This window comes from Pseudomonas sp. B21-009 (assembly GCF_024749345.1).
Taxonomy (GTDB): Bacteria; Pseudomonadota; Gammaproteobacteria; order Pseudomonadales; family Pseudomonadaceae; genus Aquipseudomonas.
Genome location: NZ_CP087199.1, coordinates 4,938,061 through 4,953,486 on the forward strand (window position 1 = coordinate 4,938,061; position 15,426 = coordinate 4,953,486).

The following is a 15,426-nucleotide window of genomic DNA, read 5'->3' on the forward strand; positions in this document are numbered from 1 at the left end:
GATTTCGCCGATGAAAAAGACCGTCCTTGCCTTCAGCCGCATCACCCCGGCGATGGTCGAACGCCTGCAGCAAGACTTCAACGTGATCGTGCCGAACCCCAAGCTCGGCGACATCAGCGCCCAGTTCAACCAAGCCCTGCCCCAAGCGCATGGCCTGATCGGCGTCGGCCGCAAACTCGGCCAGGCGCAGCTGGAAAACGCCAGCAAGCTGGAAGTGGTCGCCAGCGTCTCGGTGGGCTACGACAACTATGACCTGGCCTACTTCAACCAGCGCGGCATCGCCCTGACCAACACCCCCGACGTGCTTACCGAAAGTACTGCCGACCTCGGTTTTGCCCTGCTCATGGGCGCGGCGCGGCGGGTCGCCGAGCTGGATGCCTGGACCAAGGCCGGGCAATGGCAAGCCACCGTCGGCCCGGCGCAGTTCGGCAGCGACGTGCACGGCAAGACCCTGGGCATCGTCGGCCTGGGCAATATCGGCGCAGCCATCGCCCGGCGCGGGCGCTTCGGCTTCAACATGCCGGTGATCTACAGCGGCAACAGCCGCAAGCCAGCGCTGGAGCAAGAACTCGGCGCGCAGTACCGCAGCCTTGATGAACTGCTGGCTGAAGCTGATTTCGTCTGCCTGGTGGTGCCACTGGGGGCGCAGACCAAACACCTGATCAGCCGTCGCGAGCTGCAGTTAATGAAACCCAGCGCGTTTCTGATCAACGTCTCCCGTGGGCCGGTGGTCGATGAAGCGGCGCTGGTCGAAGCCTTGCAGGCCGGCACTATTCGCGGCGCCGGGCTGGATGTCTACGAGAAGGAGCCGCTGGCCGAATCACCGCTGTTCCAGCTGAAAAACGCCCTGACCTTGCCGCATGTGGGTTCGGCTACCGCTGAAACCCGCGAGGCCATGGCCAATCGGGCGATTGATAACCTGCGCAGCGCCTTGCTCGGTGAACGGCCACGGGACCTGGTCAATCCGCAGGTGTGGAAGTAAGCCGTACAGGCCCCATCGCGGGTCAAACCCGCTCCCACAGGTTCGGTGCCATAGCTACCGCAAGGCCACCACCGGCTCGACCACCTTGGGCCGGGGTTTGCGAAACACCAGCACATTGCCCAGCATCACCAGCACCAGGCCTGCCAGCGCCGGTGCCGTCCATTGGTAACCCTCATAGAACGCCGAGACGTTCAGCGCCACCAGCGGGAACAACACCGTGCAGTAAGCGGCCCGCTCCGGGCCCATGCGCCCGACCAGAGTCAGGTAGGCGGTAAAGCCGATCACCGAGCCCGGAATCACCAGGTACATCAGCGAACCGATGTAGCGCGTGTTCCATTCCATGGCGAACGCAATACCGCTGACCAGGCAATACAGGCCAAGCATGCCGGCGCCATAGAGCATGCCCCAGGCATTGGTGGTCAGCGGGCGCAAACCGGCTTTTTGTTGCAGGCTGGAGAGCATGTTGCCGGCCGAAAAGCACAGGGTTCCCAGCAGCGCCAGGCCCAGGCCGATGATGGTTTCACGGCTGGCGGCATGCCCGGACAGCTCGGGCCAGAACAACAGGCCCAGCCCGGCCAGGCCGAGGGCGCCACCGGCCAGCACATTGGCGGCCACCTTCTGGCCAAAGAACACCCGCGCATTCAGCGCGTTCCACAAGGTCGCGGTAGAGAACACCACGGCGATCAGGCCGCTGGGTATCCACTGGCTGGCGGTCAGAAAGCACATGAAGTTGACGCAGAACAGGCACAACCCCTGAGCCAGGCAGATCATGTGACCGCGACGGTTCATCGGTTGCAGGCGGCGGCTGAGCAGCAGAATGACAAACAGCACCAGCGCCGCCAGGGCAAAGCGGTAGACGATCGACACCGGGATGGCGACCACCCCCAGTTGCAGCTTCAAGGCAATCCAGGTGGTGCCCCAGATCAGCACAGTGAGCAGGTATAACGACAGGTTCATGGCGGCACTCCTCAATTCCAGGCCACCAGTGTGCAGCCGCCCACGGCAACGGCACTTGCACATTCTTGCGCTTTTGCGCAGGCAGCAGCTGTCAGCCCGGACGCGGCGGAGTAGGATGGCCAACAGAGGTAGCGACCATGACGCCGTTGGACCAGCTGCAAGTTTTCAAAGCCATGCACGACTCACCCCATGCCCGCCTGGAACACAGCGCGCACCTGGGGGACGGCCTGGCGGCAGCCCTGTGGAACAACCGCCACGACGCCCGCGACTACGAAGCGCCCAGCCATCACACCCTGTCGTGCTACATCGCCGACGGCACCGGCACCTTTCGCCGCGACCGCCCCGGCCACACCGGCTCGCCCGACAAGCTGTGCATCATGCCCGCCGGCTCCGCCTCGCACTGGGTGGTCAACGGCTCGATCCGCCTGGCGCACCTGTACATCAGCCAGGAGCAATTCGCCCTCGGCTGCGTCAGCCTGCTGGACCGCGAACCGCGCGAGCTGCAATTGCAGGAAGCGACCTTTCTCGACGATCCCGAGCAGGCCCGGCGCTTTCGTCAGTTGATTGCCCTGGACTGGGACGAGCCCGCCGAACGCCTGCTGACCAGCAGCCTGGCTCACGAGATTCTCGACCACGCCCTGCTCAGCCAGGTCGGCCTGCGCCAGGGCCTGCGCCTGAAGGGCGGGCTGGCCGCGCACCAGCGCCGGCAACTGAGTGAATATGTCGAAGGCCACCTGGATCAGCCGCTGAGCCTTGGTGAGCTGGCGACGCTGTGCAACCTTTCCGAGTACCACTTCGCGCGAATGTTTCGTCAAAGCTTCGGCCTGCCGCCGCACCAGTACCTGCTGGCCCGGCGCCTGGCCAAAGCGCGGCAATTGCTCCGCCATGGCCAACTGCCGCTGGGCGAAGTGGCGCTGCTGTGCGGCTTTGCCAGCGCCAGCCATTTCAGCAACCGCTTCCGCCAGGCCCTGGGAGCAACGCCCGGCGCCTACCGGGCGGCCTTCAACAGTTAAAATTCGAGGGTGCTGGACAGGCTGACCTGGCGCGCATCGCCCACCGAGACAAAGTTGCGGTTCACCGCCGAGCTGTAATAGGTGCGGTCGAACACGTTCTTGACGTTCAATTGCAAGCGCACCTTGTGTTCGTCCAGGCGGGTTTCGTAACTGGCGAAGGCATCGGCGACGGTGTAGCCCGGCAGCTCGAAATCGTTCTCGGCGTTACCGGCCCGCTCACCGACATAGCGCGCCCCGGCGCCCAGGCGCAGGCGGTCGCCACCGAACAGGCTGCCGGCGTCATACACCGCCGACAGCGAGCCGCTGTGGCGCGCCACGTTCTGCAGGCGATTACCTTCAAGCGTCGGGTCCTGGGTGACTTCGGCGTCGATGAAGGCATAGTTGCCGATCAGGCTCCAGCGCTCGCTCAACTGCCCGGTCAGGTCCAGCTCGATGCCGCGCGAGCGCACCTCGCCGGCGTTGCTGTAGAGCGTGTCGCCGGTAGCGGAATCGAAGTTGGCCACCAGCACGTTGCGCTTGCGGATGTCGAACAGCGCCAGGGTGCCGGTCAGCGCCCCCGGCATGTCGAGCTTGGCGCCCAGTTCCCAGGATTTACCCTCCTCCGGTTCGATCCCCGAATCCAGAACCAGGCCGCCGGTCAGCGGGGCGATGCTGGAGTTGGGCTTGAACGATTCGCTGTAGCTGCCATACAACGACAACTGCTCGTCAACCTTGTACACCAGCCCCACCCGCGGCACCCAGGCCTGACCGTTGGTGTTGGTATTGGCCTTGAACGGCCGCCCGCGCCCGGCGAGCTGGTCGTACATCTGGTAGCGCGCACCGGCGACCAGAATCCAGTGTTCATCGAGGTGGATCGAATCCTGGAAGAACAACGAGTCGCTGCGCAGCTTGTCGGTCTGTGCGCTGTCGCTATCGCGCACGCTGGTGCCCTCAACTTCGCGGCCATACACCGGGTCGAGGTAACTGAAAGTGCTGAGGCTGCCCTGGCGGATCAGGTCGGCACGGTAGACCTTGCGGTACTCATTGTCGAGGCCGAACAGCAGGTCATGCTGCATGCCCGCCAGTTGCACCTTGCCCTCCAGGCTTGCGGTGGCGAAACGGTCGCTGCTGAGCGCGCCGCGAGTGCCGTCCATGCTTCGGCTCAGGGTGCCGCGGGCGGCGTTGACGGCGGTCACCCGCACCTGGCTGGCGTCGTAGGTTTCGCGGTTGTAGCTGAAGCCGAAGTGGGCTTTCCAGTCGTCCGCAAGCTGATGATCGACTTCCAGGCGGTAAAGGTCCGAGCGCCCTTGCATGTCGTTGAACGGCTCGTCCAGGCGCCGGGTGCTGGGGATATCCAGCGGGTGGTTGGTGCGCGGGTCGATGGCCGTGCCGCGGTCGAACGGGTAGAGAAACTCGCGGTGCTCGTAGGCCAGCAGCACCTGGGTGTCTTCGTCGAACCAGGCCAGCGACGGCGCCACCAGCGATTCACGGTGGGTACCAAAGTTGCGCCAGTAGTCTTCGTCTTCATGGTCGAGCACCAGGCGGTAGGCGAAGTTGCTCTGGCCCAGGGCACCCGTGCTGTCCAGGCCGCCACCGCTGCCGTTCTTGCCGCTGCCATAGCTCGAGCCGCGCAGGTTCAGGGCGTTGTATTGCTGCAGTTGCGGGCGCTTGCTGACCACGTTGATCACCCCGCCCGGGTCCTGGATGCCATACAGCAACGAGGCCGGGCCCTTGAGCACTTCGACCCGCTCAGTGCTGGCATTGAGGCTGCGGCCCTGCACGATCGGCATGCCGTCGCTCATGATCGAGCCGTCACGGTTGTCGCCAAAGCCGCGCTTCATCACCGTGTCCTGGGTGCCGCCGAAGTTGTTGCCCTGGGTCACGCCGCTGACGTTGGCCAGGGCATCGTCGAGGTTGCGCGGGGCCTGGTCCTTGAGCACCTGGGCCGGCACCACGTTGATCGCCTGGGGCGTCTGCATGATCAAAGCCTGGCTGCGCATCACCGAGCTGCTGGCTGGCGGCTGGTAGCTGTAGTCGGCATCGGCTTGCGAGTTCACCGTGGTCGCGTCGAGCTTGAGCGCAGCGCCGGCATCGAGTGGTTCGAGGGTCAGGGTGCGGGCATCGACCCGGCGTGCGGCAAAACCGGAATTGCCCAGCAGTTGCTGCAGGGCCTGCTCGGCGCTGAGGCTGCCGTGCAGGGCCGGGGCGTTGAGCGCCGGCAGATCGGTGGTATAGATCACGCTTTGCCCGGTCAGCCGGCTGAAGTCATTGAGCGCCTGCACCAGCGGCTTGCTCGGCTGGGCAAACACGTAGACCTGCTGCGCGGCCACCGCGCCCAGGGGGAATGCGCCCGCTGTGGCCAGGGCCGAGACACTGAGCCAGATTGAAAAGCTGCGCGCTGCCGAGGGGGTGAACTTCATGACCGGTAACCTGTGAAGGAGTGACGTTTATGCGAATGAATCGCACTTTCACTCACTACACGGTTGCCGCGCGAACTTACCTCATCAGTTTTCTGAAAATATTTTTCAGCGGATCAGCGTCACCCGCTCCAGCAGGGTATTGCGCTTGAAGCCCAGCACCGCGCCGAGCGAATCCAGCGCCGCCAGCGGCTGGCTGACCGGGAAGCTGCCGCTGACCTTGCGTTTGCCCAGTTCGCTGTCGAGCACGATGATGCGCCCGGGATAGTAGCGGGCCAGGTCGTCGATCACCGTGCTCAGCGGCACCTGGTAGTAATTGAGCCAGCCTTGGCGCCAGGCCAGGCGCGATTCGCTGTCCACCGCTTCGACGGCGCTGGCGGTGCCGTGGCGGTAGGCCACCTGCTGGCCGCCGCTAAGCTGTTGCTGCAAGCGCCCGGGCTCGGCGGTCACCGCCACCCGGCCATCGAGCACGGTGACCCGCGCGCCGCCATTGTGCTTGCGCACCTCGAAGCGGGTGCCGAGTACCCGCGTCTCGCCCTTTGCCGCCTCGACCACGAACGGCGCGCCGGTGTGGGTGACATGAAAGAACGCCGCGCCACGGCGGATCGTCACCTGGCGCTGACCATCGCTGAAATCTACCGACACGGCGCTGCCAGCATCTAGAGTCATGTGCGAGTTGTCGGCCAGCACCACTTCCTCGACCTGCCCCGGCGCCGTGACGTAATCCGCCTGCAGGTCATCCAGCCAGTAGGCCGGATGCCAGCCGGCAGCGGTGCCCAGCGCCAGTACCAGGCAGGCAGCGGCAGCCAAGGTGGCGACACGGCGCCAGGTGCGCCCCGCTGGCGGTTGCTGCATGGCGCGCAAATAGCCTTGCAAGGCCGGGTCGTCCTCGGCTGCCAACAGGCTCGCCGGCGCTTCGCTCAGGCGCCACAACGCCTGGGCCTGGGCATAGGCGCGGCCATGGGCCGGATGGGCGAGCAACCAGCGCTTGAACTCGGCGCGCTCGGCCAGTTGCGGTTGCTCGTTGATCCGGCTCAGCCAGCCCAGTGCGGCCTGGTGCTGCGCGGCGGTGATGTCAGTCATGGTGCTTTCCCTGGCTTGCGGGTGCTGGCCGGCGGCAGCTCGATACTCGCCTTGCACGCCTCCAGTGCGCGCATCATATGTTTTTCCACCGCACTCTGGGACAGGCCCATGGCCTTGGCGATCTCGGCGTACTTGCGCCCGTGAATGCGGTTGAGCAAGAAGATCTGCCGGGTACGCTCGGGCAGCAGGCGCAGCGCCGCCTCGATGCGCTGCAGGTCGCTGTTTACCTCCAGCGCCACTTGCGGTGCGCTGACATGCTCGTCGGCCACCTCCAGTTGCAGGCTGTCGTTGACCCGCTCGCGGGCACCTTCGCTGCGCAGGTGATCGATGGCGATATTGCCGGCGCAGCGCAGCAGGTAGGTATCGAGCGCCTCGACCTTGACCTGCGGCCGGCGCCAGAAGCGCAGGAACAACTCCTGGATCAGGTCAGAAGCTGTGGCCCGGCAGCCGATGCGGCGGCTGACCAGGGCTTCCATCTGCGCCCGTTGGGCGAGAAACACCTGCACAAATCGCGCCCGCCCGCTGGCCCCGTCGGTGTCGTTGCCACCTTCGGCGGGCAGATCGAGCGGCTCGTTGACCAAGCTACAGCGACGCCAGGGCAGTCAATGGCGCCAGCACCACGCTGGCCGCCGCCAGGCCCAGCAGCAGCCGCGGCTGGTAAGGCAGGAGGAACACCCACAGGGTGACGCCGGCCATCAGCACCGCGAACAGCTCGACCAGGCCCATGGCCCAGCCGCTGTGGCGCACCGCCAACAACAGCGCCAGGGCCAGCAGCGCCCAGCCCGCCACCCGCAGCGCCGCACGCCGCGCATTGCTCGGTGGCTGTCCGAGCAGGTCCTTGTAGTGCTTGTCCATGGCCAGGCACAGGGCGGCGAAGCCGGCAAAACCAAACAGGGCAATGGCTAGCATCAGTTCACCTCGCTTTCAATCAACGTGCCAGGCGCGGCCTTGGGCTTGCGCTTGGGCGCGACTAGCGGCGCCCGCCACATCTTGCTGGCAGCCCAGGCCAGGAACAGGCCGCTGGCCAAGGCGGTCAGGTCGAAACCAGCCATGGCCCAGTCGCCGACGGCGAGCGAGTGGTTCAGGCCCTGGCCGGTGGTCAGGCCGTTGAGCAGCGGCAAGCCCGCCCACATCAGCGCGCCGAGGCCCAGTTGCTCGGCCCAGGCTCGGCGGCCGCGGCGCAGCATGGCGTGCACCAGTGACAAGGCCCAGAGCAGGAAGAAGCAGTTGGTCTCCCAGTCGGCACGGCCTTCAAGGCCGATCGGCAACAAGCGGTTGGCCCAGAAGAACGCCGCCACACCCAGCAGCAAGCCGCTCATGCTGGCGATGTTGAGCACCTCGACCAGGCGCAGCTCGAACGGCTGGGTGCCGCTCTTGGCATGCTTGAGCTGGCGCTTGCCCAGCCACATGACCAGGCCGGTGCCGATCACTGCGGTGCCGGCCAGGCCAAAGAAGAAGTACAGCCAGCGCAGCCACGGCCCGGCGAAAATGCCCATGTGCAGGCCGTACATGCCGCCGGAAATCAGCACCGGCGTGGCCTCGATCTGGCTGCCGCCCTCAAGCGTGCCGTTAACCCCGTCAAACAGCCAGCCACCGCCGCGCTGGTGAGCGATACGGTCACCGGCATGGCGGGCAAACCGGACCCGGGCGTTCTGGTCACCGGGGTTCTGTACCTCGACCCAGGCAAGATTGGCCCCGGGCGCCTGCTCCTGGACCTTGGCGTACAGCTGCGGCAAGGGCAGCAACGGCGCCGCGGTGCCGGCGGCCTGGACCTGGCTCTGGCCGCCGAACAGGTCGTTGAAAAAGCCACGGGTATTGTCGCCATAGCTGGCGATGATGCTGGCCGGCATGACCATGGCCATAAAGATCACCAGGCTGCTGTAGCTGATCATCAGGTGAAACGGCAGCACCAATACGCCAATGGCGTTATGCCCGTCGAGCCAGGAACGCTGGCCCTTTCCCGGGCGGAAGGTGAAGAACTCCTTGAAAATCTTCTTGTGGGTAATGATCCCGGTCACCAGGCCCAGGAGCATGATGAACGCGGCAAAGGTCGACAGCCAGCGGCCCCAGGGGTGAGGCATTTCCAGCTGGAAATGGAAACGGTAGAAAAAATTGCCGCCACGGGTATCGCGCGCCTGCAATTCGGCGCCGGTGGCAGGGTCGAGGGTTTTGGAAGTGAAGTCGCGGCGCCCGCCTCCAGCCTTGGGCCAGCTCACGCTCAGCGCCGGTTCGCGAGCGTTGGGCAACTCGATGAACCAGCTGCCCGCAGTCGGCGCATGCTCTTGCAGGTAGCGTTGGGCCAGGTCCAGGCTGGCCGCCGGATCCAGCGCCCGGCTGGGCACTTCCGGCTGGGTCCAGTGGCTGATTTCTTCCTTGAAGTAGGACATGGTCCCGGTCAGGAAAATCGCAAACAGCAACCAGCCGAAGATCAGCCCGGTCCAGGTATGCAGCCAGGCCATGGCCTGGCGAAAGCCCTCTTTCATGGGTTTTTCATCCAGTAGGCCAGGCCGCTGACCATCGCCAGCACCAGGCTCGGCACCAGTACTCCCAGCCAGGCCTGCCAGGCACTACGACAGGCGAAGCACCAGAGAAAAGCCACCAGGTAGAACAGGAACGACAGCATCATGCCGCTGATCACCGCCTCGGCACGCGGCACCGGCAACAGCAGGGTGATACAGACGCTGGCCATGGCCGCCAGCAGGTAGCCACCGAACACGGCAGCCAGGCTGCGGGAAGTCACGGCCAGGCGATAGCTGATGGGCAGCCCGGCGGCTTTGCTTTTCATGGCATCGGTCCATTACGAGAAGCGCACAATAATAATGATTTATATTCTCATAAGCAAAACCGCAGGCCGGCCGATCAGAACGACAGGTCGACGCCCATGGTGTAGCGGCGGCCGTCCAGCACGGTCTGGTAGTTGTCGTAGTCCACTTCCTTGTTGAAGACGTTGTACATACCGGCCAGCAGCTTGACGTTCTTGGTCACCCGGTAGGTGCCGCCGAAGTCGACGAAGGTGTACGACGGCGTGCCGTCGGACATGGTGGTGCGGCCCAGGTAGTCCGAGGTCTTGCCGCGATAGTTCAGGCGCGCCCAGGTGCCCAGCTGGTCGGTGGCCTGCCAGTCGAGGGTGGCGTTGAACATGTGCCGCGGCATCTGGTTCAGGGCCTTGCCTTTCTGCGGGCCGCTCTTCTGCTCGGAGGCGGTGAAGGTGTAGTTGGTGGCCAGCGACACGGTCTGGGTGATGTCCCAGTCCAGGGTCGCTTCGATGCCGCGCATCTGCGCCTCGTCAACGTTGACCCGGTCACTGATGAACTTGTACGAGGTACCGCCGATCTGGCACTGGCCCGAGGCATTGCCGGTGCTGTCGGTGCAGCGGCGGGTCTCGGTGATCTTGTCCTTGAAGTCGGTGTTGAACAGGGTCAGGCCGGTGGAGAATCCTTCGAGGTTGTCCCAGATAAAGCCGATTTCCTGGCTCAGGCTCTTCTCCGGCTTGAGGCTGGAGTTGCCGACGATGATCGCCGGGTCGCCACCGCCACCGGTGATCTGGCCCCAGTCATCGACGGCGGCGCGGATGTCCGGCGAGCGGTAGCCGCTGGATACCCCCCCCTTGATGGTCCACTGCTCGGTCGGGTGGTAGACCCCGTACAGGCGTGGCGACCAGTGCGTGCCGTAGTTCTCGTCGCGGTCCATGCGCAGGCCGCCGGTCAGGGCGAAGGCTTCGGTCAGGCGCCATTCGTCTTCGGCAAACAGGGCCCACGACCAGCGGGTCAGCTGGTTGACGCTGGCCGCCGAGGCCAGTTGGTTGCCTTCGTCGCTGAGGTCTTCGTACTTGTACTGGCCACCGAAGGTGGTGATGTGCGAATCGCTGAAGAACGACACCTGCGAATTAAGCACAGTGTTTTCCAGTTCCATGCGCCGACCCGGGTTCTCGATCTTTTCGCGCTGCAGGTAGCTTTCGCTGGTGAGGCTGTCCCAGCGCCCGGAATGGGTGATGGAAAAGTTGGTACGGTCGTAGTCGTTACGGCTGGCGGAACGACTGGCCGAACGGCCGACGTGGGAGTTGCGCTCCTGCTCGGACTTGCCCGCTTCGAGGGTGATGTCGTTGTGTTCATCCGGGGTGAACGACAGCTTGGCCGTAGCGCTGTCGGTGCTCTGCTCGTTGAAGCCGTTGACGATATGGTCTTCGTCGCGGCGCGAGCGCTGGCCGTACAGCTGCAGGCCGACCAGGTTGTCGACCAGGGGCCCGGAGATGAAGGCGTTGGTGCTGTTGTAGTTGCCCGAGTCGGAGCGGTCCTGGAAGGTTGCTTCGGTGCGCACGCCGCCGTACCACTGCGGGGTGACCTTGCGGGTGATGATGTTGATCACCCCACCCATGGCGTCGGAGCCATACAGCGAAGACATCGGCCCGCGCACCACTTCGATGCGCTCGATGGCTTCCAGCGGCGGCATCCAGCCCTGTTCGATACCGGCGCCGTCACTGTTCGGGCGGGTGGCACGCGAGTCCTGGCGTTTGCCGTCGACCAACATCAGGGTGTACTTGGAGGCCATGCCGCGAATGCTGATGTCGCTGGAGCTGGCGCCACCGGTGACCACCACGCCCGGCACATCGCGCAGGGCATCGGTGACGTCACGGTAGGACTTGTTCTCGATCTGCTCGCGGGTAATCACCGAAATCGATGCCGGCGCATCCTTGATCTGCTGGGAGAAACCCGACGCAGTCACCACCATGTTGTCCAGCTCCAGCGGCTGGTTCTGAGCTGTGGCTTGCGCGGTGTAGAGCGAGCAGAGGGTAAGCGCGAGGCAGGATTTACTGAAAGTCGGGGACACGAGGACCTCTCCCTGAGAAATGTAAAGGTTGCGTAAATTCATCTAGGGAGCGAATGCTATTCATTCTCAAATGTGAGTAAAGCGTATTTACGTTTTTTACATTTCCCCGATCCTCTGCTACGCCCGTCAGTCAGGCACCGATTGCCGAGTAGTGGCACCTTTCACTACAATGCGAACAATTCTTATTCTGTTGCGCATCCCGGCGCCGGAGTGTTCACGGTGCCCAGCGCTCCCTCTTCCTCGCTCGAAGGCCTCTACCTCGACCATCACAACTGGCTCACTGGCTGGTTGCGCCGGCGTCTGGGCTGCCCCGACAGTGCCGCCGACCTGGCCCAGGACACCTTCATGCGCCTGCTCCAGGGCCGCGAAACGCCGCTGCTCAACGAGCCGCGGGCGTTCCTCACCACCGTCGCCAAACGCGTGCTGTGCAACCATTACCGCCGCCAGGACCTGGAGCGCGCCTACCTCCAGGCGCTGGCGCAGTTGCCCGAAGCACTGGCACCGTCGGAAGAACACCGGGCAATCATTTTCGAAACCCTGCTGGAGCTCGACCGCCTGCTCGACGGCCTGCCACTGGTGGTCAAGCGCGCGTTCCTGATGGCCCAGGTCGACGGCCTGAGTTACGCCGAGATCGGCGCGCAACTGGGCATCTCCCTGGCCACGGTCAAGCGCTACCTGAACAAGGCGGCCATGCGCTGTTACTTCGCCTTGTGAACAGCCATCAGGAGTTTTCCCCGCAGGTGGCCGAACAGGCCGTGCACTGGCTGATCGAACTGCAGGGCGGCGCCCTCGATGCGCGTCAGCAACAGGCACTGCAGCAATGGTTGCAGGCCGACGACAACCACCAGCGCGCCTGGGAGCACATTCAGCGGGTCAATCAACGCTTGCGCGGCCTGTCCTCGCCCCTGGCCCACGCCGCGTTGCAGGCGCCACGTTCGGCCAGCCGCCGCCGGGCGCTGAAAACCCTGCTGATCCTCGGGGTCGGCAGCGCCAGTGGCCTGGCCTTGCAGCAGCACAACCCGTTGCCGACATTGCTTGCCGATTACCGCAGCCGGGTCGGCGAACGCCGGCGCCTGGCTCTGGACGACGGCAGCCTGCTGCTGCTCAACACCCGCAGCGCCGCCGACGTGCGTTTCGATGCCAGCCAGCGCCTGGTGCACCTGCTCGAAGGTGAACTGCAACTGACCGTGGCCGGCGATAGCCGACCGCTGCAACTGCGCAGCGAACACGGCCTGCTGAACCTGGGCAACGGCCGCTACAACCTGCGCCAGTTCGCCGGCTACAGCCAGTTGGCGGTGTTCGAAGGCAGCGCCAGCCTTGCCGGCAATCGCCTGGAGGCTGGCCAGCAAGCGCGCTTCAACGGCCCGCAATGGCAGGCCAGCCAGGCCCTGGACCGCAACCTCGGCGCCTGGGTCGACGGCATGCTGGTGGCTGCGCACATGCCCCTTGGCGCGTTTCTCGACGAGCTCGGGCGCTACCGTCGCGGCCAGCTCAACTGTGCACCCGAGGTAGCCAATTTGCTGATCTCCGGCAGTTATCCGCTGGCCGACAGCGAACGCATTCTCGACCTGCTCGAGGTGGCACTGCCGGTGCGCGTGCGGCGCTTTACCCGCTACTGGGTGACGGTTGAAGCGCGGGCCTGAAGGTTTTTTTCACTGACCTGAGCCGTTTTCACATCTCGCGTGACAGAGAAGGCAGAACCCTTTGCTTCGACCTTCTCAAGGATCTTCTGCATGCCCCTTCGACCGAGTCCACTTGCCCAGGCCCTGCGCACCCTGCTGCTAGGTGCCAGCCTGAGTTTCAGCGCCGTTGCCGCCCAGGCAGCCGAGGCCCCGGCGCGCACTTACCAGATCGCCCCGAGCACGCTGGAAAACGCCCTGAACCAGTTCGGCCGTGAAAGCGGCGTGCTGATCTCGTTTGGCTCGCAGCTCACCCGTGGTGTGCACAGCCCCGGCCTGCAGGGCCAGTACAGCCCGCAGCAGGGTCTCGATACATTGCTGCAAGGCACCGGCCTGCACGCCCGCGCCGAAGGTGACAACGCCTTCAGCCTGCAACCGCTCGCGGCCGCCAGCGCGCCGGTCGAGCTCGGCGCCTCCACCGTGGTCGGCGACTGGCTGGGCGCGGCGCAGCAAGACAACGTCTTCGAACATGCCGGTGCCCGCGATGTAATCCGCCGCGAAGAATTCGAGCGCAGCGGCGCTACCACCGCGCGCGAAGTGCTCAACCGCATTCCCGGGGTCAACGCCCCGGAAAACAACGGCACCGGCAGCCACGACATGGCGCTGAACTTCGGCATTCGCGGGCTCAACCCGCGCCTGGCCTCGCGCTCGACGGTGCTGATGGACGGCATTCCGGTGCCGTTTGCACCCTATGGCCAGCCACAACTGTCGTTCGCTCCGATCAGCATGGGCAACATGGACGCGGTGGACGTCGTGCGCGGCGGCGGCGCGGTGCGCTACGGCCCGCAGAACGTCGGCGGCATCGTCAACTTCGTGACCCGGGCGATCCCCGACGAGCCGACGGTGAAAGCCGGTTTCCAGACCCAGACCAGCCCGTCGTCCAGCCACGACGGCTTCAAGACCAGCGCCAACCTGCTCGCCGGCGGCACCAACGCCAACGGCCTGGGCGGCGCCCTGCTGTACTCCGGCAGCCGTGGCGGTGACTGGCGCGAGCACAGCGACACGCAGATCGACGACCTGATCCTCAAGGGCAAATACCAGCTCGACGAGGCCAACAGCCTGCACGCCATGGCCCAGTACTACGAAGGCGAAGCGCAGATGCCCGGCGGCCTGAGCGTTGCCGACTACGATGCCGACCCGTACCAGTCGACCCGCCTGCAGGACAAGTTCTGGGGCCGCCGAACGATGTTCAACTTCGGCTATGACTACAAGGAAGGCGCCCGCCAGTTCAGCGTCAACAGCTTCTTCACCAAGACCCTGCGCAGTGGCTATCTGGACCAGGGCAGCTTCGTCTCGCTGTCGCCGCGCGAGTACTGGGTACGCGGCATCGAAACACGCTTCTCCCAGGGCTTTGCCCTCGGCGAGAGCTGGCATGAAGTGGGTGTCGGTTACCGCTACGTCAACGAAGCCGGCCACGAGCTGCGCTACCGCGAGTCGATCGCTGCCAACCAGTTGCCGACCAGCGCCAGCCGCAACGACCGCGACACCCGTGGCAGCACCGAAGCCCATGCGCTGTTCCTCGATGACCGCATCGACATCGGCCAGTGGACCATCACCCCGGGCATCCGCTACGAAATGATCGACTCCGAGCAGTCGAACAAACTCAACGGCCAGCGCTACCAGGGCGACTACAACACCGCGCTGCCGGCGCTAAACGTCATGTACCACCTGACTGACAGCTGGAACCTGTACGCCAACACCGAAGGCTCGTTCGGCAGCGTGCAGTACAGCCAGATGCCCAACCGGGTCAGCAGTGGCGAAGTGAAACCGGAAAAAGCCCGCACCTGGGAGCTGGGTACCCGCTACGACAACGGCAACCTGCAGGCCGAGATCGGCGCCTTCTTGATCAACTTCGACAACCAGTACGAAAGCAACCAGACCAACGATTCGGTGATCGCCCGAGGCGAAACCCGCCACCAGGGCATCGAGACCAGCGTCAAGTACGCCCTCGAAGGCCTCAACCCGGCGCTGGCAGGTTTCGACGTGTATGCCACCTACGCCTTCGTCGACGCTAAAATCCGCGAAGACGGGCCGAACAAAGGCAATCGTGTGCCCTTCTCCTCGCGCCACAAAGGCACCTTGGGCATCGGTTATACAGAAGGCCAGTGGCGGCTCAACCTCGACAGCAGCTACCAGAGCGACCAGTTCGCCGACAACGCCAACACCGCGGCCGAAAGCGCTGACGGCAGCACCGGGCGCATCCCCGGCTACATGCTGTTCAGCAGCCGTGCGGCCTACGATTTCGGCCCGCAACTGTCGAACCTCAACGTCGCCGTGGGGGTGAAAAACATCTTCAATCACCAGTACTACACCCGCTCGTTCGACGACAACAACAAGGGCAAGTACGTGGGTGAACCCCGTACGGTATACCTGCAGACCTCCGTCGCGTTCTGATCCAGCGCATGCAAAAGCCCGGCCTGTGCCGGGCTATTTGCTACAAGATATTTTTATTTCAAAAGGGCTTGAATTGTTTGGCCAAGTGCCTGACC

General features: G+C 64.7%; 13 protein-coding genes. 5 read left to right on the forward strand and 8 right to left on the reverse strand.

The genetic code is table 11. The features are described 5' to 3' along the window. Positions 1 to 10: 10 nt before the first annotated feature. Complete coding sequence (locus LOY34_RS22755) at positions 11 to 982, forward strand: D-glycerate dehydrogenase (protein ID WP_195884989.1); 972 nt, start codon at positions 11 to 13, stop codon at positions 980 to 982. Between the two features lie 54 nt (positions 983 to 1,036). On the opposite strand, the gene LOY34_RS22760 is transcribed toward LOY34_RS22755, so the two are convergent. Beyond that, positions 1,037 to 1,939 carry a DMT family transporter gene (locus LOY34_RS22760; RefSeq protein WP_195884990.1) on the reverse strand — a complete coding sequence of 301 codons (903 nt, stop codon included), beginning with the start codon at positions 1,937 to 1,939 and terminating at the stop codon, positions 1,037 to 1,039. A gap of 137 nt (positions 1,940 to 2,076) precedes the next feature. Here LOY34_RS22760 and LOY34_RS22765 point away from each other — a divergent pair, with 137 nt between their 5' ends. Further along, positions 2,077 to 2,952, forward strand: coding sequence for an AraC family transcriptional regulator (locus LOY34_RS22765; RefSeq protein WP_195884991.1), 876 nt, complete (start codon positions 2,077 to 2,079; stop codon positions 2,950 to 2,952). Here LOY34_RS22765 and LOY34_RS22770 read toward each other — a convergent pair. The 7 genes from LOY34_RS22770 to LOY34_RS22800 form a co-directional block, all read right to left on the reverse strand. Next, positions 2,949 to 5,351 (reverse strand): TonB-dependent receptor, encoded by a 2,403-nt coding sequence (locus LOY34_RS22770; RefSeq protein WP_258664040.1) that lies wholly within the window; start codon positions 5,349 to 5,351, stop codon positions 2,949 to 2,951. The genes LOY34_RS22765 and LOY34_RS22770 overlap by 4 nt on opposite strands. A 105-nt stretch (positions 5,352 to 5,456) precedes the next feature. After that, positions 5,457 to 6,431, reverse strand: a complete 975-nt coding sequence (locus LOY34_RS22775; protein ID WP_195884993.1) for a FecR domain-containing protein — start codon at positions 6,429 to 6,431, stop codon at positions 5,457 to 5,459. Next, positions 6,428 to 6,991 (reverse strand): RNA polymerase sigma factor, encoded by a 564-nt coding sequence (locus tag LOY34_RS22780; RefSeq protein WP_123566555.1) that lies wholly within the window; start codon positions 6,989 to 6,991, stop codon positions 6,428 to 6,430. The genes LOY34_RS22775 and LOY34_RS22780 overlap by 4 nt, the downstream gene beginning before the upstream one ends. 22 nt (positions 6,992 to 7,013) lie before the next feature. After that, complete coding sequence (locus tag LOY34_RS22785) at positions 7,014 to 7,340, reverse strand: DUF3325 domain-containing protein (RefSeq protein WP_093379632.1); 327 nt, start codon at positions 7,338 to 7,340, stop codon at positions 7,014 to 7,016. Further along, positions 7,340 to 8,914: a PepSY domain-containing protein gene (locus LOY34_RS22790; RefSeq protein WP_258664041.1), complete on the reverse strand. Its 1,575-nt coding sequence runs from the start codon at positions 8,912 to 8,914 to the stop codon at positions 7,340 to 7,342. Before LOY34_RS22790 ends, LOY34_RS22785 begins: the two co-directional genes overlap by 1 nt. Then, on the reverse strand, positions 8,911 to 9,216 hold the full coding sequence (locus LOY34_RS22795; protein WP_195884995.1) for a DUF3649 domain-containing protein: 306 nt from the start codon (positions 9,214 to 9,216) through the stop codon (positions 8,911 to 8,913). Before LOY34_RS22795 ends, LOY34_RS22790 begins: the two co-directional genes overlap by 4 nt. 74 nt (positions 9,217 to 9,290) lie before the next feature. Beyond that, complete coding sequence (locus tag LOY34_RS22800; RefSeq protein WP_093379623.1) at positions 9,291 to 11,258, reverse strand: ligand-gated channel protein; 1,968 nt, start codon at positions 11,256 to 11,258, stop codon at positions 9,291 to 9,293. 219 nt (positions 11,259 to 11,477) lie between these two features. Here LOY34_RS22800 and LOY34_RS22805 point away from each other — a divergent pair, with 219 nt between their 5' ends. The 3 genes from LOY34_RS22805 (at position 11,478) to fecA (ending at position 15,331) form a co-directional block, all read left to right on the forward strand. Beyond that, on the forward strand, positions 11,478 to 11,972 hold the full coding sequence (locus LOY34_RS22805) for a sigma-70 family RNA polymerase sigma factor (protein WP_195884996.1): 495 nt from the start codon (positions 11,478 to 11,480) through the stop codon (positions 11,970 to 11,972). Then, on the forward strand, positions 11,969 to 12,901 hold the full coding sequence (locus LOY34_RS22810; protein ID WP_258664042.1) for a FecR domain-containing protein: 933 nt from the start codon (positions 11,969 to 11,971) through the stop codon (positions 12,899 to 12,901). The genes LOY34_RS22805 and LOY34_RS22810 overlap by 4 nt, the downstream gene beginning before the upstream one ends. A 90-nt stretch (positions 12,902 to 12,991) precedes the next feature. Then, entirely contained in the window at positions 12,992 to 15,331 is a 2,340-nt protein-coding gene (gene fecA, locus LOY34_RS22815) for a TonB-dependent Fe(3+) dicitrate receptor FecA (protein WP_195884998.1), read from the forward strand. Positions 15,332 to 15,426 lie beyond the last annotated feature (95 nt).